General features: G+C 52.1%; 13 protein-coding genes. 4 read left to right on the forward strand and 9 right to left on the reverse strand.

Annotated features, from left to right (window positions below; genetic code table 11):
- Positions 1-37: 37 nt before the first annotated feature.
- Positions 38-2,116, reverse strand: a complete 2,079-nt coding sequence (locus R50912_RS18765) for a beta-galactosidase (protein ID WP_042237047.1) — start codon at positions 2,114-2,116, stop codon at positions 38-40.
- 188 nt (positions 2,117-2,304) lie between these two features.
- Here R50912_RS18765 and R50912_RS18770 point away from each other — a divergent pair, with 188 nt between their 5' ends.
- The gene (locus R50912_RS18770; RefSeq protein ID WP_081956570.1) at positions 2,305-3,171 is read left to right on the forward strand and encodes an AraC family transcriptional regulator; all 867 of its coding nucleotides are present in this window, start codon (positions 2,305-2,307) and stop codon (positions 3,169-3,171) included.
- A 194-nt stretch (positions 3,172-3,365) separates the two neighbouring features.
- Here R50912_RS18770 and R50912_RS18775 read toward each other — a convergent pair whose 3' ends face one another.
- The 4 genes from R50912_RS18775 to R50912_RS18790 all read right to left on the reverse strand — a co-directional run bounded on the left by R50912_RS18775 (position 3,366) and on the right by R50912_RS18790 (position 9,156).
- Positions 3,366-3,893, reverse strand: coding sequence for a histidine phosphatase family protein (locus R50912_RS18775; RefSeq protein ID WP_231637674.1), 528 nt, complete (start codon positions 3,891-3,893; stop codon positions 3,366-3,368).
- Between the two features lie 263 nt (positions 3,894-4,156).
- Positions 4,157-5,287, reverse strand: coding sequence for an IS4 family transposase (locus tag R50912_RS18780; protein ID WP_042237049.1), 1,131 nt, complete (start codon positions 5,285-5,287; stop codon positions 4,157-4,159).
- Positions 5,288-5,680: 393 nt separating this feature from the next.
- Positions 5,681-7,420, reverse strand: coding sequence for an ABC transporter ATP-binding protein (locus R50912_RS18785; RefSeq protein WP_042237051.1), 1,740 nt, complete (start codon positions 7,418-7,420; stop codon positions 5,681-5,683).
- Entirely contained in the window at positions 7,417-9,156 is a 1,740-nt protein-coding gene (locus tag R50912_RS18790; RefSeq protein ID WP_042237052.1) for an ABC transporter ATP-binding protein, read from the reverse strand. The genes R50912_RS18785 and R50912_RS18790 overlap by 4 nt, the downstream gene beginning before the upstream one ends.
- Positions 9,157-9,325: 169 nt before the next feature.
- Here R50912_RS18790 and R50912_RS18795 point away from each other — a divergent pair, with 169 nt between their 5' ends.
- Positions 9,326-10,195 (forward strand): LysR family transcriptional regulator, encoded by an 870-nt coding sequence (locus tag R50912_RS18795; protein ID WP_042237054.1) that lies wholly within the window; start codon positions 9,326-9,328, stop codon positions 10,193-10,195.
- 468 nt (positions 10,196-10,663) lie between these two features.
- Here R50912_RS18795 and htpG read toward each other — a convergent pair whose 3' ends face one another.
- Positions 10,664-12,547: a molecular chaperone HtpG gene (gene htpG / locus R50912_RS18800; RefSeq protein WP_042237056.1), complete on the reverse strand. Its 1,884-nt coding sequence runs from the start codon at positions 12,545-12,547 to the stop codon at positions 10,664-10,666.
- 224 nt (positions 12,548-12,771) lie between these two features.
- Here htpG and R50912_RS18805 point away from each other — a divergent pair, with 224 nt between their 5' ends.
- Positions 12,772-13,224: an AraC family transcriptional regulator gene (locus tag R50912_RS18805; protein WP_042237058.1), complete on the forward strand. Its 453-nt coding sequence runs from the start codon at positions 12,772-12,774 to the stop codon at positions 13,222-13,224.
- A gap of 1 nt (position 13,225) precedes the next feature.
- Here the strand turns inward: R50912_RS18805 and R50912_RS18810 are convergent, their stop codons facing one another.
- Both R50912_RS18810 and R50912_RS18815 read right to left on the reverse strand, forming a co-directional pair.
- Positions 13,226-13,912: an MBL fold metallo-hydrolase gene (locus R50912_RS18810; protein WP_042237061.1), complete on the reverse strand. Its 687-nt coding sequence runs from the start codon at positions 13,910-13,912 to the stop codon at positions 13,226-13,228.
- A gap of 60 nt (positions 13,913-13,972) precedes the next feature.
- The gene (locus tag R50912_RS18815) at positions 13,973-14,869 is read right to left on the reverse strand and encodes a LysR family transcriptional regulator (RefSeq protein WP_042237062.1); all 897 of its coding nucleotides are present in this window, start codon (positions 14,867-14,869) and stop codon (positions 13,973-13,975) included.
- A 120-nt stretch (positions 14,870-14,989) separates the two neighbouring features.
- Here R50912_RS18815 and dapA point away from each other — a divergent pair, with 120 nt between their 5' ends.
- Positions 14,990-15,865 (forward strand): 4-hydroxy-tetrahydrodipicolinate synthase, encoded by an 876-nt coding sequence (dapA, locus tag R50912_RS18820; RefSeq protein ID WP_042237063.1) that lies wholly within the window; start codon positions 14,990-14,992, stop codon positions 15,863-15,865.
- 278 nt (positions 15,866-16,143) lie between these two features.
- Here the strand turns inward: dapA and R50912_RS18825 are convergent, their stop codons facing one another.
- The gene (locus R50912_RS18825; protein WP_042237065.1) at positions 16,144-17,712 is read right to left on the reverse strand and encodes a DEAD/DEAH box helicase; all 1,569 of its coding nucleotides are present in this window, start codon (positions 17,710-17,712) and stop codon (positions 16,144-16,146) included.
- Positions 17,713-17,817 lie beyond the last annotated feature (105 nt).

Raw genomic sequence — 17,817 nt, forward strand, 5'->3', positions numbered from 1 at the left:
GCCTTTTTGAACTCATTGCTTATATTTTCAGCCTGCTTTATGACTTAGCAGCTTGCCGTTTCAGCATAACCAGCCCGTTGACCGGCAGCTTCAGCTCTGTAGGTGCAGCAGCACCGGATTCGAGGTCCGTATACTCCTGACCATCCAGCGTTACCACTTGCTCGTTGCCGCTGAAATTCTGCACAAATACATAATCATGCTCGCCGTCACTGCGCAGCTGAGCCGTTACTCCTGTAGGAAGCTCGGTGTTCAGGGAGCGGCTGATGCGTTCTTTGCCGGTAATTGCGGCGTACAGATCTACATAGAACTGCGGGTCCTTCACCCGTGTGGCCAGATGATAGGCTTTGCCTGCCCCCAGCTTGTTCACGGTCAGTGCCGGACGTCCGGCGTAGAAGTCGCTGCGGTAATGCCCCAGCGCTTCTGCACCCTCCAGATGGATCAGCTCAGCGATTTCATGCGCATCATAGTCTCCGGTCAGCTTCAGGGTGTTGCCAGGGTCCATCACGAGGCCGTTCAGATCGCGGCTGTGCAGACCTTCTGTCTCTTCTGCCCAGATACCCAGGGTTCTGCGCAGCGGTCCAGGGAAGCCGCCCAGGTGGCACAGGTCCGTCTCGCCTACGACTCCCGACCAATAGGTGGCCAGGAATGTGCCGCCCTGCTCCACGTACTTCTCAATCCGCTTGCCATTTTCTTCGCTGATCAAGTATAGCATTGGCGCAATGACCAGCTTGTAGCCGGACAGATCATCACCGGAGCCGACCACATCCACCGGAATCCCCAGCTCCCACAATCCACGGTAATGCTGAAGCACAGTCTCTTCATATTTCAGCCCGGAATTGCGGATACCCTGGGCATCCTTAACCGCCCAGCGGTTGTCCCAGTCGAACAGGATGGCTGTTTCGGCAGGAGTGGTTGTACCGACTACATCCGTTAATCCTGCCAGCGTACGCCCAACCTCAGCCACATCTCTGAATACACGGGTCTCCGCATGTCCGCTGTGATCGACAACTGCGCCGTGGAACTTCTCGCTGGAGCCGCGGCTTTTGCGCCACTGGAAGTATTGTACGGAGTCCGAACCATGGGCTACCGCCTGCAGGGAGGACAGCTTGTGCATACCCGGACGCTTCAGCTTGCTGACAATCTGCCAGTTCGTGAGCGAAGGTGTGCTTTCCATCAGCAGGAACGGTTTCTTTTTGAAGCTGCGGTACATATCGTGATGCATCGCCGTCCAGGCCGCCAGCCGGGCATCATCATCATCCTCGGTATACCCCCAGTCCGGATAAGCATCCCAGGAGACCACATCAAGGATCTTCGCCAAGTTACGATAGTCAATACCGTCGATCATATGCATGTTGGTCGTCACCGGCAGTTCAGGATTGAAGCTGCGCACCGAGTCAATCTCATGCTGGCAGAAGTTAATCGTCTGGTCACTTACGAAACGGCGCCAGTCCAGGTTAAGACCATGCACCTGAGTCTCTCCGTGCGGAGCCGGGGATTCAATCTGTTCCCAGGAGGTGTACGTATGGCTCCAGAACGTGGCCCACCAGGCATGATTAAGCTCGTCCAAATCTCCCTTGTATTTAACCTTAAGCCACTCTCTGAAGGCATTCTGACAGTAATCACAGTGGCATTCGCCGCCGAATTCGTTGGAAATATGCCAGCCGATGACTGCCGGATGATGAGCGTAACGCTCAGCCAGCTTGGAGTTCATCAGCGCGGTTTTTTCACGGTAGACCGGTGAAGTGAAGCAGTGATTATGACGGACCCCATGCAAATTGCGCACCCGGTTCCGTTCTACCCGCAATACTTCAGGATATTTCTCCGACATCCAGGCCGGACGTGCTCCGCTTGGCGTAGCTAGGAAGGCATAAATTCCATTATCCTTAAAAGTATCCAGCAGCTGATCCAGCCAATCGAAGGTGAATACTCCTTCTTCACGCTCCAGCGATACCCAGGAGAAAATGCCCACGGACATTACATTGCAGCCTGCCAGCTTCATCATCCGGATATCTTCTTTCAGCACCTCAGGGTATTTCAGCCATTGCTCGGGATTATAGTCGGCACCATGCAGCATTACAGGAGCCTTGCTGCTGATTGCAGGAACTTTGCTGTTCATATTATTACATTCATCCTCTCGTATAGGGTTCGATGTTAGAATGAGACTTTTCACTGATATAAGTTTTTCGTCAGCTCTATCCCTTTAGCTTGTAACCATTTATACTATTTATAATAAAGGATAATCAGTTGCCAATGGTAGTATAATAATAGCGTTTCCATAGCACAAAATGAATATGAGGTGTTTACATGCTCCCCTTCTCCCTGATCGAAATGCCGCGCGACCTGAATGCGTTCCCCTTATACCCTTATTCGGTCGGCCGCCATATCCAGTATCACCATGTGCGTCCGGCCGGATTCCCGGTGCATCAGATATTCCTGATCCGCAGCGGTAGCGGACGGTTCCGCGACCTTGAGAACGGCACTGAGACGGTGCTGACACCGGGAATGGCCTATGCTTTTCCACCCGACCGCGGGCACGAGTATTATCCGTTGTCACATGAGCCGTGGCATGTAGGTTTCATCGGCTTCCATGGAAGCCAGTCAGCAACTGTGCTGGAGGGACTCGGCCTGCTGCCGTCTGCGCTGTTCCATCCTGAACGATTCGAGGATTGCTGGGATATGATCGGCGGAATCTGGCATACGGTAAACGGAAACAGCACCGGCCGCCAGGAGGAGCAGTCGATGCAGGATCTGTCGGTAACCCTCTACAGGCTGCTGCTGATGCTGCGCAGGAGCGAATGCTCCGCCGGTACAGCGACCCGCCTGGAGAACGAAAATGTACGCAACGAAGCTCTGAATAAAGCCGTCAGCCTGATCAACGAGCATTTCACGGAGCCGCTGCTGATTACGAATCTGGCCGCTGCCGTCGGTTATTCTGTCCAGCATTTCCAGCGTCTGTTCCTGCAGGAATACGGCGTGACTCCGCATAAATATCTGCAGAACCTGCGGCTGCAGCGCGCGCTGCAGATGATCACCGAGGACCCTGAGCGTCCTGTGCAGGATATCGCCCTCAACCTTGGCATGGACACCAATTATTTCATCCGCGTCTTCCGCAAGGCGCACGGAGTGACTCCGGGGGTGATGCGGAGCAGGCTGCACGGGAGTGACGAGTGAGCAACGTATTCTTGCTCCATCCATTTTGCCAACTGCATAAGACGTCCAGAACCCCCAAACGTATGTAGAATAGCCAATTCATCTGTGACCCGAAGGTGTGCTTGGGAGGATGGAGTTATTTTCACGGATTAGTTCAGCCCGCAAATACTTCAGCCAAATGCTCCACGCAGTTGTACAGCAGGCAATCCCAGTTATTATTGATTTTGGTGAGCAGGGTTAGCGAAGCATTCTTTATGTAAGTAGTGGTGAACTTGCGGCAGCAGGTGCTGGAGCGTCAAGCCGATTAAGGCACCGTGGCTGACAACCAGTATTTTTTTGTCACCATAGCGGGTATACAGCTCCTCTAGAACAAGCTTTCCTCTGCGTGATACATCCTCTGCCTTCTCCATCCCGAGCTCCAGGCTGCGCCAGTCCGGCCCCCATCTTCCGAGCCATTCTGCCTCATTCAGCCCTTCCAGCTGTCCGCAATCCATTTCACATATCCGTTCGTCAATCAGGTGCTCCTCAATCCCTGAGGCTGCAGCAATAATCTCTGCAGTCTCCCTAGCCCGGCACAAATGGCTGGAAATCATGAGGTCCCACGGTTCTTTACTCAGCCGTCCGGCAAGTCTAAGCGCCTGCTCTCTGCCTTCCCCGTTAAGCGGGATATCCGACAGTCCCTGAGCCCTTCCTGCGATATTCCATTCTGTGATCCCATGCCTGATTAAACCGATTTTTGCCACTCGAATGAACCTCCATTGTTATCGTCTATTGATCACTGCAATTTAAATCACCGAAATCTCTCGTTAGCTGTGGCACAGCAGATTGAGTTACTTACTCACTTTTGCATGGGGTACTATTGTTGGTCGAATTGCAACTTTAATCTCTTAATATCCGGGTGTTCAGGAGGATTGTTGTACGAAATACGAAATACAAGAATTGTCCCGCTCAGCCGCTCGGTGGTTGCGAAATCCTGCTTTTTATACAGGCCTGTTGATTCCCCATATTATGGGATGGATATAATCCCCAAAACCCCTTTGTTCCTGAGCAGACTAAGTTGAACCTGCCACTCCAGCGGAAGACTAAATATACGCCAATGCTGCATAAATTCCCAAAGGGTCAGTTGAGCAAAGGCAGGCACGTTGGGGTGAATTTCATCATAAACGCGTTTCAGAAGCACATAGACAGCAAGGGCCACAAACAATTGGCTGTATACCGCATTTTCGGTGGTTCCAAATAGACATGGCACGTTCAGATGCTGTTTAATCCAGCGGAAAAAGACTTCAATTTCCCAGCGTGCCTTGTAGATTTCAGCGATCACATGAGCGGACTCTTTTCTCAAATCGGTCACGACCCGTACGACTTCACCCCGGTCATTTTCAAATTCTACGACCCGGTGGCGCTGAGCAGATTGGCACTTCCCTTGACCGATATAACAAGTAATATCACGAACAATTTTCGTTTCTCCCTCTGCGGGTCGCTGGAGTTCTCTTGGCTTCACCAAATGGAGATTGTCTTTGAGCCGAATCACAAACGACTGGCCCTGGAGCACATATTGATCCAATCTGCTGATTTTTCCATACGCCCGATCCTGTACCAAAATGTAGTCCGTATCTGCCAAGACTTCTCCAAACGGAGCGTCATTGCGCTTCGCGATCGATTCCTTCACGTTCAGGGGTGAACGCTGGCCATGCGAAAGAGCAACATGCAGCTTAATACCCCCTCTGAATTTTTTGTACGAGGCCCAAGGCATTCGAGAGTTCGCTGCCGTGACCGTAGTCGAGTCAATCAGCAAAAGATCTTTAGGAAGGTTCAAATGCCGCCGGGTTTGGCGGTTACATTTCGTGACGAGCAGTTGAAAGATACGTTTGAAGATTTCGTAAGGGACTTCACCGGCCTTGCCGGAAAGGGTGGAGTAATGAATTTCTGGCAAGTCAAAGCGTGGGCCTAAGCGGGCACTCTGCCGGAATCCGTCCCATTTGTGGTAGCAGGCTTGGACAAAGTAATCGAGCAGCAACCCGACGGTCATTTTGGTTCCTCTATCCACGTAGTCCTCGGTTTGTCCGGTCACCATTTGGACTTCTTCCGGTGTTAACACTTGTTTGAAAACGGCTAAAAATGGGGTATATTTATTCATGAGGTCGCCTCATTTCGGTTTGGTTTGGTCGTACTTACCATTACCCGAAATGGCGGCCTTTTTCGTCCCTTTTTTTGGGAAATCAACACGCCTACTTTTTATACAACAATTTCCGATTTGGCCCGAAATAATGAAGAGAATGTTGTATTATGTGCAGGATTTTCAAAAAGTCACCGGTTCGCCGGATCTCCACCACGATCAGAGAGTTAACCGAAGGATCTTGGCAACAGCAACACCCATCAGCGGCCTGAAGTCCAGGGATCACCAAAGTCACAGCTCATTCTTATGTAAATCTCCTAATAAGTTCAGTTTATCCCGCTGCAAAAAAGACAGCGCAGTCAGCCTCTTCCGAAGAGGTCCTGACCACAGCTGTCTTTCTGCATATCACCCTATCTAAACCGCCGTAAACTGGCTATTGTACAAACGGGCGTAATAGCCCCCGCTCTCCACCAGCTCCTCATGCGTTCCGCTCTCGACAATGTCGCCGTCCTTCATGAACAGAATCAGGTCCGACTCACGGATCGTGGACAGCCGGTGGGCAATCACGAAGCTGGTACGGCCGGAGATCATCGCCAGAAAAGCCTTCTGAATCCGCACCTCCGTCAGCGTATCAATACTGCTCGTAGCCTCATCCAGAATAAGCATCGGCGGATCGACGAGCATCACACGGGCGATGGTAAGCAGCTGCTTCTGGCCTTGAGAGAGATTATCTCCCGAGCCGCTTATTTTCGTATTATAGCCCTCGGGCAGCCGTTTGATGAAGCTGTGTGCATTCGCGGCTTTGGCGGCGGCAATGACCTCCGCTTCCGTTGCTTCCGGCTTACCGTAAGCGATATTATCGCGGATCGAACCTCCGTACAGCCAGGTATCCTGCAGCACCATCCCGAAGTTACGCCGCAGACTGTCCCGGGTAATCGAAGTAATGTCCGTACCATCAATCCGGATGGTGCCGCTGTCGACTTCATAGAAGCGCATCAGCAGGTTCACCAGTGTGGTCTTCCCCGCTCCGGTCTGGCCGACAATCGCCACGCGCGTGCCCGGCTTCACTTCCAGACTGAAGTTCCTGATCAGCGGCCGTTCCGGGGTATAAGCAAAGCTCACTTTGTCGAAGGTAATGGTACCCTGGCTTCCCTTCATCACTACAGCACCCGGAGCATCCGGAGTCTCCTGCGGCAGATCCAGAATGGTGAAAATACGCTGCGCCGATGCCGTCGCCGACTGCAGCTGGGTAATGACACCTGTAATCTCATTGAACGGCTTCGCGAACAGATTCGAGTAGATCAGGAAGCTGGACAGATCCCCGACGGAGAAGTGTCCGCCGATCACAAGTGCACTGCCGATCATCGCGATCACCGAGAAGGTGATGTTGTTCACCAGACGTGTAGTCGGATTAGACAGAGAGCCGTAGAACTGTGATTTGATCCCTGTCTTGTACAGCTCATTATTGCGCTCAGCGAAGCCTGCAAAAGAGCGGTCCTCGTAGTGATAGGCCTGCACTACCTTTTGTCCGCCGACGAGTTCTTCCACATAACCGTTCAGCCCGCCGAGGATTTTGGCCTGCTCCCGGAACATCTGCTGTGAACGCATTGTAATGAAACGGGCGACGAAGAAGGTCGCCGGTGCAGACAACAGCACCACCAGCGTCATCACAGGGCTGATATAGAGCATTAGCCCGATAGCCCCGGCAATGGTCACAATCCCCGTCAGCAGCGTGGAGAAGCCCTGCAGCAGCCCGTCAGAGACAGCATCCATATCGTTCACGAACCGGCTGATGCTGTCGCCTTGCGGATGATTATCATGAAACTTCAGCGGCAGTGCGTCCAGCTTGTCAAACAGCTCGCGGCGGAGATCGTAAACTGTCCGGTAGGCCAGCTTGTTCGTATAGTAAGTGAGCAGCCAGCCGAAGAAGCTGCCAATCAGATATATGGCTCCCAGGATCAGCAGCAGGCGTAAAATCCCCGGGAAGTCCACCTGATCCGGCCCGATCATACGGTCAACCGCGCGGCCGATCAGCAGCGGTCCGATCAGGCTGGAAATCACACTCAGAATGGCGCAGATGACTGCCCCGATAGTAATCTTCCGGTATTGGCTTGTATATCTAAACAGCCGTTTCCAGGTCGCCCTGCTATTCATTGTACAGCCTCCTCGCTCGAGAGCTGGGACATGCAGATTTCCTGATAGACCCCGCAGCTCTTCAGCAATTCTTCATGCCTGCCGATACCGGCAATCCGCCCTTCATCGAATACAATAATCTGATCCGCCTGTCTTACGGTACTCACCCGCTGGGATACAAGCAGAACCGTCCTATCTCCGCTGTTCTTGTTCAGTGCACGGCGCAAAGCTGCATCCGTGGCAAAATCCAGCGCACTGGAGGAATCATCCAGGATGAGTATAGGCGGACGTCCTACAACCGCCCGGGCAATTGTCAGCCGCTGCTTCTGTCCTCCGGACAAATTATGCCCTCCGCGTGCGACAAGAGTATCCAGTCCCTGCGGCAGCTTGGCAATGAACTCTTCCGCCTGGGCCACCGCTGCTGCAGACATAATCTCATCCCGGGTTGCAGAGGCCTTGCCCCAGCGGATGTTATCGGCAATTGATCCGGTGAACAACATGGCCTTCTGCGGCACAATGCCAATCCTGCTCCGCAGCTGCTCCAGCCGGTACTGCCGCACATTTACACCTTCCACCAGGATTTCACCCTCTACTGCATCATAGAACCGCGGAATGAGGTTCACGAAGGTCGATTTACCGGAGCCGGTACTGCCGATTAGTCCGACCGTCTCCCCCCGGTGAATGTCGACCGTGATATTCTCCAGCGCAAGCTCACCGGTTGTGTTATACCCGAACGAAACATTGCGGAAGGAGATCACCGGCGCTGAATCATCACGCTTGGCCGCCGGCGCGTCTGCCGCAACCTCGGCAACCGTCGCCGTCATTGCCAGTACCTCGTTGACACGGTTGGCAGATGACGAGGCTTTGGTGAACAGAATAACGAGATTAGATACCACAATCAGCGCCAGCAGGATCTGTGTCACATAGTTGATGAATGCAATGATCTCCCCCTGTGACAGCCGCCCGGCATCGATATGAATGCCGCCTGCCCACAGAATGGCGATAATCGCCGCGTTAACCACCAGCGTGGTCATCGGGCCCAGCCAGGCGGATATCCGTCCGACCCGGATTGCGGTCTGTGTCAAATCCTCAGAAGCTTCATTGAAGCGCTGCTTCTCGCGGCGGCTCTCTGCAAAAGCGCGGATGACCCGGATACCGGACAGATTCTCGCTAAGCACCAGCGCCAGACGGTCCAGCTTGACCTGATATTTGCGGTAGAGCGGCGAGCTGCGCGTAATGATGAAATACAGAATGACTCCGAATACCGGTGTAGCCGCAATCAGGATCAGCGACAGCCGGAAATCCAGAATCATCGACATGATGATCGCCCCGATGCAGATGAATGGCGCACGGATAACCAGCCGGATCAGCATGGCTACGGCCAGTTGGAGCTGATTGACATCATTCGTGATCCGGTTGATCAGTGATGGCGTGCCTATAATATCAAGCTCTGCGTAGGATAACGATGAAATATGCTTGAACATTTTGTTGCGCAGCGATGTGCCGAAGCCCTGTGATGCCCTGGCTGCATAATACTGGCAGATCATGGAGCAGCCGAAGCCGAGGATGGCCATCAGCACCATTAGGGAGCCCATACGGTAGACATAGGCACTGTCCTGCCTGCCAATCCCGTTGTTGATAATCAGGGCCACAATCGTCGGCAGCAGCAGCTCCAGAATTGCCTCCAGCAGCTTGAAGATCGGCCCGATGATCACTTCTTTCCTGTATGGCTTTAGAAAAACAGCAATTTTGAACACAGTAATCCTCACCTAACCTACGTAGTATGTATTCACTCTTGAAAAAAACAAAAGACCCGTTATGATTATGTCATACCTGCTTACATATTAATAATATTGGTTTCGTATCTTTGCCATATGATCTTCATATGGATATGATTGAAGACGCGGGACGGGAGGCTGTAATAACTTGGATATCCGACAATTGAAATATTTCCTTGCGATTGCCGAGGAAGGTCAAATCACCTCAGCTGCCAGGAAACTGCAAATGGCCCAGCCCCCGCTCAGCCAGCAGCTGAAGCTGCTGGAGGAGGAGCTCGGGGTCAAGCTGGTTGAACGCGGTCCGCGCAGCATCCAGTTAACCGATGCAGGAATTATTTTGCGTAACCGGGCACAGCAGATTCTTGAATTAACGGATTCGACCACGAGAGAAATCAATGATTTTGCCAAAGGACTGAAGGGCAGCCTCTCGATCGGCACCGTCTCCTCTTCCGGAGCCACCCTGCTGCATGACCGGCTGGGCGAATTCCACAAGAACTATCTGGGGGTTACTTTTGAAATCCATGAAGGCAATACGTTTATGATCATCGATCTGCTGAACAAAGGCATCGTCGAAATCGGCATTATCCGCACTCCTTTTAATACCAGCAATCTGGAATGTCTGTATCTCAATTCGGAGCCGATGATTGCCGTTATGACCTCTTATTATGATTGGAATTCCGGCGAGGCGGCTATTTCACTCGGGGAGCTTCAGCATAAGCCGCTTATCATTTACCGCCGCTTTGAGCAGCTTATTCGTGAGACCTGCCTGGAGCATGGCTTCGAACCCCAAATTTTCTGCATGAACGATGATGCGCGGACGACCCTGCTCTGGGCCAACGCCGGTCTTGGCATCGGGATAATTCCCAAATCTGCTTTTGAGCTGGCGAATCACGGGAACCTGATCTATAAGGAGATCCGGTGCGAAGCGTTGCATACCCGTGTAGCCGCCGTCTGGATCAAGGACAAGTATTTGTCGTCGCTAGCTACCAAGTTTATCGAGACTTTCCAGGTACGCTAAACGCCAAACGCTGAACCCTGAACAAGAACATACCATTCCGGCTCCCGGCAGCAGTGCAGTTATCCGGCCCGGACATTCTGAAGGATGTCCAATCTCTGCTTCCTTCACCCTGTCCTTCAGGCCGCCTCTAACCCTGCCATCACGCTGGAAGAACCCAAGATTCTGACGTTTCAACACCGCATGGACTAAATGTTGTACATCTTACAACTTGATTACCTGGATACCTGGGTGTTCAGACAGATTGTTGTATGCAATACAAGATTTGTCCCGCTAATCGGCCCGGAGGAGTAAAAATGCTGCCTTTATACAACAATCTTGAAATATAGCCGGGATTATAGTGAAATTGTTGTATTTTGGGCAGGATTTTATATAAACTCTACCCTTCAACAAAAAAATACCCCGCACTGGTCTGCACCAGTAGCGGGGTATTCTTGTATCGCAGGTCCTCTGGCCGGTGCGAACGCCGGTTTAGACCATGATTTTGCAAATATCGTTCGTGAACTGCACCGGATCGTTAACCTGCAGACCTTCAATCAAGAGCGCCTGGTTATACAAGAGGTTAGTGTAAAGACCCAGCTTCTCCTTGTCCCCTTCAGCAGCAGCCTTCAGCGATTTGAAGACATCATGGTGAATGTTGATTTCCAGCACCTTGTCAGCTTGTACATCCTGGCCGCCGTTAGGCATAGCCTTTAGGATTTTCTCCATCTCGATGGTCAGCTCGCCTTCAGTAGACAGGCAGACCGGATGGGATTTCAGCCGCTTCGAGGCTTTGACTGCCTTTACTTTGCCGGACAGGATGCCCTGCATCGCTTCGAACAATCCCTTGTTCTCATTCTCTTCCGCTTCAGAAGGCTTATCCTCAGCACTTTCTTCAATCCCTAAGTCACCGCTGGAGACGTTCTTGAATTCCTTCTCTTTGTAGGACATGATCATCTTGATTGCGAATTCATCGATATCATCGGTGAAGTAGAGGATTTCGTACCCCTTGTCCAGCACCATTTCTGTCTGCGGCAGCTTCTCGATGCGTTCCACCGATTCACCGGAGGCATAGTAGATATACTTCTGGTCTTCAGGCATTCTTTCCACATATTCAGCCAGTGTAACCAGCTTCTTCTCCTTGGAGGAGTGGAACATCAGGAGGTCCTGCAGCGTTTCTTTTTCCATGCCATAGTCATTGTAGACCCCGAACTTCAGCTGTCTGCCAAAAGATTTATAGAACGTCTCATACTTCTCACGCTCATCCTTCAGCAGGCTCAGGAGCTGGCTCTTGATCTTGCTCTTGATGTTCTTCGCAATCAGCGTCAGCTGGCGGTCATGCTGCAGCAGCTCACGGGAGATGTTCAGCGACAGATCCTCGGAATCCACCATCCCCTTGACGAAGCTGAAATAATCCGGCAGCAGATCCCCGCATTTGTTCATAATCAGCACACCGTTGGAGTAGAGCTCCAGGCCTTTTTCATATTCCTTGGTGTAGTAATCGAATGGCGTATTCTCCGGAATGAACAGGATTGCGTTATAGACCACAGCGCCGTCGGCACTGATATGGATATGCTTCAGCGGCTTGTCGAAGCCGTAGCGTTTCTCCGCATAGAAGTTGTTGTAATCTTCTTCGGTCAGCTCGTTTTTGTTCTTGCGCCAGATCGGCACCATGCTGTTCACGGTCTGCTCTTCCGTTACATCGACGAATTCATTCTCAGCGCCTTCTTTAGGCTGTCTGCCGGTAATGTCCATCTTGATCGGGAAACGGATGAAGTCCGAGTATTTCTTGATGATCGACTTCAGGCGGTACTCTTCCAGGAACTCATCGTAGTTATCGTCTTCGGTGTTCTCTTTGATCTTCAGCGTGATTTCGGTTCCGACAGCATCCTTCTCACAAGGCTCAATCGTGTAACCGTCCGCACCCTGGGATTCCCATTTGAACGCCTGGTCGCTGCCCAGCGCCTTACTGATTACGGTAACATCGTCAGCCACCATGAATGCGGAATAGAAACCTACCCCGAATTGTCCGATGATGTTGTGTCCGTCCTTGGCTTCATTATCCTTCTTAAAAGCAAACGAGCCGCTGTTCGCGATAATCCCCAGATTGTTCTCCAGCTCTTCCTGCGTCATCCCGATTCCGGTATCGGAAATGGTTAACGTACGGCTTGCCTTATCGGCGGTCACTTTAATGTAGTAATCCTCTTTATTGAACACCAGGCCTTCATCGGCCAGTGCCTTGTAATAGATTTTGTCGATGGCATCGCTTGCATTGGAGATCAGTTCCCGCAGAAAAATCTCCCGCTGCGTATAAATGGAGTTAATCATCATTTCCAGCAGTCTTTTGGATTCGGCTTTAAACTCTTTTTTGGCCATGAATAAATAAATCTCCTTTCAAAAATAACCTTCGGATTGCGGATCATCGTTTAGCACTCCACTCACCTGAGTGCTAACACTACCTTTTATATAACATATTCTCGTTTTTGATGTCAATATCTTGCTGCATATAGAGCTCCGCTCAAAAAAGAAATGAATTCTATTTTAGTCCATGTTAGCATTCGGAATGTACTCATTACAGCGAAAGAAAGGACAATGAAACGATGAAAATCCAGCTCGAAACGCTTCCAGCAACACGTATTGCTTATATGCGCCAGACAGGCCCCTATGGTCCCGGTAACAGTAAGGCTATGGAGGCCTTAAAGGAGTGGGCACGTGCACACCAGCTGCTTACCGGATCAGCCATCCTCTTCGGGATTCCCCAGGACAACCCGGACACCACCCTGCCTGAACACTGCAGATATGATGCCTGTATCAGCGTGCCAGAGAACGCCCCAGCGGATAAGTCTATTCACTACGGTGAAATTCCCGGCGGGACCTATGCGGTTGTTACTATACAACATACCGCTGAGGCTGTTCAAAAAGCATGGACGGAGATCCTCCCCGCCCTCTACAGCAGCGGACATCTGCTCGATTACCAGCGGCCGGTCATGGAGAGATATACAGGTGATATGATCAGCAATCATCTTTGCCAGTTGTGTTTTCCTGTGCACTAAGTTAGAAGCTGAGTTTTCCGCCATGGTAGCAGTAGTAGGATTGTGCGTTAAGAGCTTTTAACCGGTTCAACGACTGCTCTGCACTCTCCAGGTCGATACAATACTGCGGATTCGCAACAGCCAATGCACTCCCCTCATTCACTGCTGCATCCCCGGTTATGACAATGCCCAGTGCCGGAAAATACAAAGAAATATGACCTGACGTATGCCCCGGGGTGGCAAGGACCTGACACTTACCATCCAGAATGCACTCTCCATCCCGGACCGTCTGATTCACCGGAACATGCCGCAAATTCTTCAATAGCTGTACAAACTCTTCACCGGACGCCTGTTCTTCTTCAGGCATCTCCACTAGCAGAGCTTCTGCCTGGATCAGCCGCTCAGATTTCATCAGGCCTAAGATCGATGGGCTCTCCACTTCGCTCGCGATGACCGTAACGGACGGGTATTTCTCCACGAACTCATACAAGGCGCCGATATGGTCATCGTCGTAATGGGTAATAATGATATTCTTCAGATTCAAGGGGTCGTACCCCAGCCTCAGGATCTCCTTCTCTATCAAAGGCATGAAAGCGGGATAACCGGTATCGACCAGGGTTAACTCTTCCCCGGATACAATGAGGCTCGGGTAAATGTAATATGGCTGTCCTTCATACTCAAACTGAATAGGTAGCTCAATGATATTCATATGATCCTCCGCATGTCTATATTAGAACATTGCATACTTCGCTTGCTCAGGCTTCCACCCTCACAGTACAGCGGCTTTAGCCTTCGCATCCTCACGCAGCATCTGGATCAGTGACTGGAGCGGCAGCGACTTCCACTTCTTTGGATGGAGCAGGAGCTGCAGATCGAAATGAATCTCCGGATGGGCAAAAGACAGCTCGGCGAGATTCCCCCGCTCGATCTCCTCCTCAGCCACAATTCTCGGCAGCAGCGCAATGCCCAAGCCGTTCCGCACACAGCGCTTGATCGCTTCCAGATTCGACAGCTCAAAACCGATCCGGAACACAATCCCGTGCTCCCGGAGCAGGTTCTCGAACAGGCTGCGGTAGATACAGCTCTCCTCCGAGACAATCAGCTCACAGTTGTTGAGATCCTGCAGCGTAACCCGCGCCAGGCTTGCCAGCGGATGACTGGCAGGCGCCACGAGAACGAGCGGCTCCTCCCGGATGATTGTACGCTCAAGCAGGGTATCCGCTGTGCTGCGGTCCAGGAGGAGGCCAATATCGACCTCGCCGTCCCTGATTTTGGAGACCAGATTGGCCTCCTGCTCCGTTTGCAGATGAATGTTCAGCCCGGGGAACATGGTCCGCAGCTGCTGCAGGAACGGCGGCAAATAAAAGGCGGCAAGTGAATCAATCGTCCCGATCGTCAGTGTGCCGCCAATCTGCTGGGCAATTGTTTCTTTGGAGCGGTCGTACAGATCAAGAATCTCCACGAACAGCTTCAGCAGCTCTTCCCCCGGCGGAGTCAGACGCAAGGCCCGGCCATGCCGCTCTATCAGCGGTACGCCGTATTCCTTCTCGATCTTCTGAATCTGCATCGTTACACTGGACTGGGCATAGCCCAGTTCTTCAGCCGCACGGGTGAAGCTCTGCCGCTTAGCAACCTCGCGGAAGGTCCGCATATAGGTTAAGTCCATATCATCCACCCTAACATCAATATTATTGATAACCTACATCATTTATTATAGCTAACGACGATGCAATAATCCATGGTACAGTAGGATAAAAGGATTTTACAATTTTGGAGGACGATATTCATGTTAACAGAAGAACAGATTTATGGAATCTATGTTCCCGTGGTAACCCCGTTCCATGCCGCCGGCGAGATTGATCTGGAGTCGTATCAGCGGTATGTGAACAACATCATCAAGAACAGTATTCATGGTCTGGTCGTTAATGGAACCACTGGAGAATCGCCGACAGTCAACATACAGGAATTGCAGACACTCGTGGATGCATCACGCGAGCTTTTGAAGTCCAGTCCGATCCCGCTCGTGGTAGGTACGGGTACGAACGATACCGCTTCTACTGTAGCCCGCACAGAGCTTGCCGCGAACTCCGGTGCCGATGCCGCACTGGTTGTTGTCCCTTATTACAGCCGTCCTTCACAGGAAGGCATCATCGCCCATTTCCGCAAAGCGGCTGAGGTCGGTCTCCCGGTCATCGCGTATGATATTCCCGGCCGCGCCGGTGTCGGCATGTCCGTAGACACCGCCCGTACGATCCTGGAGATGAACAACGTTGTCGGGTTAAAAGACTGCTCAGGCTCTCCGGTGCTGGTCTCCGAGCTGTCCCGCCACGGCTCCAAGCCGGTTCTCTGCGGCGATGACTTGAACTTCTTCGATATGCTGGGCTGCGGAGCCGCCGGTGGTATGCTGGCCTCGGCCAATGTATATACTGCCTCCTATCTCAGCATCTACGAACAGTACAGAGCCGGCCAGGTTGACGCCGCACAGGCTGCCTTTGATCAGCTCGTGCCGCTGATGAAGCTGCTGTTCAAGGAATCCAATCCGGCGCCGATCAAATGGCTGCTCAGCGCACGAGGTGAGATCTCCTCCGACACGCTCCGCCTGCCGATGACCTCCATCAGCGCTGCGCTGCGCGAAGAGCTGGGTGCTTATCTCGCCGGGTAACTTCTTCTACTCAGAATGGTAACGATAAAGGTAACATCGGCGAAACCGCCGCTTCTCAGTCAGGGACTGGAAAGCGGCGGTTTTTGCTTGTTCTTCTACCAAGTAATGTTTGACGAGTAAATGATGTTTGACTAGACGCTTCCTTACATTTCTCACAAGCATAAGAGCCCATTGTATGCGATAAACCGAATACATCCGCAAAGGTTCTACCTCAAATCAAATAAAGCAGCCTCCCAAGGGAAGGCTGCAGTTTATCTTACATTATTCATCTCAAAGAGTTATTGAGATCTGCCTGCTTTGGCCGCAGGACGGCTGCTGGGGCGTACGTTCTGGCTGCTGCCGGGTCTGCTGCCAGATTGGCTGGACCGGTTAAACTGTCCACCACCCGGTTTATTGTTTGAACCGCCCCCTGGACGGGACGCAGATTTTTCGCCCGGCCTGCTGCCGGAGCCTGCTCTGTTGCCGGACTCGCCAGCAGGCCGGCTGCTGCCAGCCCCGCTGCCCGCATAGCTACTGCCCGATGCGCTTTTCGCTCCGTTGCCTGCATAGCCACTGCCCGACGCGCTTTTCGCTCCGCCGTTACCGGCGCCTTGCTTGCCTTGCGTGAACCATTCCGATTTCGGCTTGCGTGCCGGATTCGTTTTAGCTTTCTGCGACGGTTTGGCCGGTGCTTTGCCTGGACGGTCTGCCAGCAATGCCAGATTGCTCTTGGACATCGGATAAGCATGATCCTTCACTTCCGGAATCACCTTGCCGATCAGCTTCTGGATATCCTTCAGGTATGGAATTTCCTCAGCTTCGCACAGCGAGATGGCAACTCCGCTCATTCCCGCACGGCCGGTCCGGCCAATACGGTGAACGTAGGTTTCCGGAATATTCGGCAGGTTGAAGTTGATGACATGGGATAGCTCATCAATATCAATCCCGCGGGCGGCGATATCTGTAGCTACCAGCACACGTGTCGCGCCGCTCTTGAAGTTTCTCAGCGCATTCTGGCGGTCATTCTGCGATTTGTTGCCGTGAATAGCCTGGGCGGTAATATTAATTCGGGTCAAATCGCGGGTTACCCGGTCAGCTCCGCGCTTGGTGCGGGTGAAGACGAGCGCTGACACGATCGAAGGATCCTGCAGCAAACGGTTCAGCTGATTCTGCTTATTACCATTCTCCAGCAAATAAATCGATTGCTCAATTCTGTCTACGGTCGAAGATACCGGAGTAATCTCAATTTTCACCGGGTCCACTAGCAATGTCTTCACCAGCTGTGAGATCTCCGCCGGCATCGTTGCCGAGAAGAACAGCGTTTGCTTCTTGGCCGGCATTTTGGCAATAATCCGCTTCACGTCATGAATGAAGCCCATGTCCAGCATGCGGTCCGCTTCATCCAGCACGAGAATCTGCACATGCTGCAGATCCACATGTCTCTGGCTGATCAGATCGATCAATCTGCCCGGTGTAGCAATCAGAATATCTGCACCCTGGCTAAGCGCCCGTTCCTGGGCCTTCTGGGATACCCCTCCGACAATCGCTGTCGAGCGGATCGTTGTGAACTTGCTGTACGCCTGAATATTCTCGGAGATCTGCAGAGCTAGCTCTCTGGTCGGGGTCAGAATCAGGGAACGGATACGTTTCGCTCCGCCGGTTCTGGCCGGCTGCTGGCTGAGCAGCTGAATAATCGGCAATGAAAAAGCTGCGGTTTTTCCGGTACCCGTCTGGGCGCAGCCCAGAATATCTCTGCCGGCCAAGGCCGCAGGGATGGATTCCTCCTGAATTGGAGTCGGGGATGTATAGTTTTCCAGGCTCAGTGCCTTGAGAATCGGGGGAATCAAGTTCAAATCGTTAAATGTCATTTTATCTCCTTAATTTTGAGTACATATATTTAGTAAGTCATTAATCACAATCACTGTATATACCTTCTGCGGCGTCTCCACATAGCGCTCGTCAAAGTCATAACA

Origin of the sequence: Paenibacillus sp. FSL R5-0912 (assembly GCF_000758605.1) — a bacterium.
Classification (GTDB): domain Bacteria; phylum Bacillota; class Bacilli; order Paenibacillales; family Paenibacillaceae; genus Paenibacillus_AQ.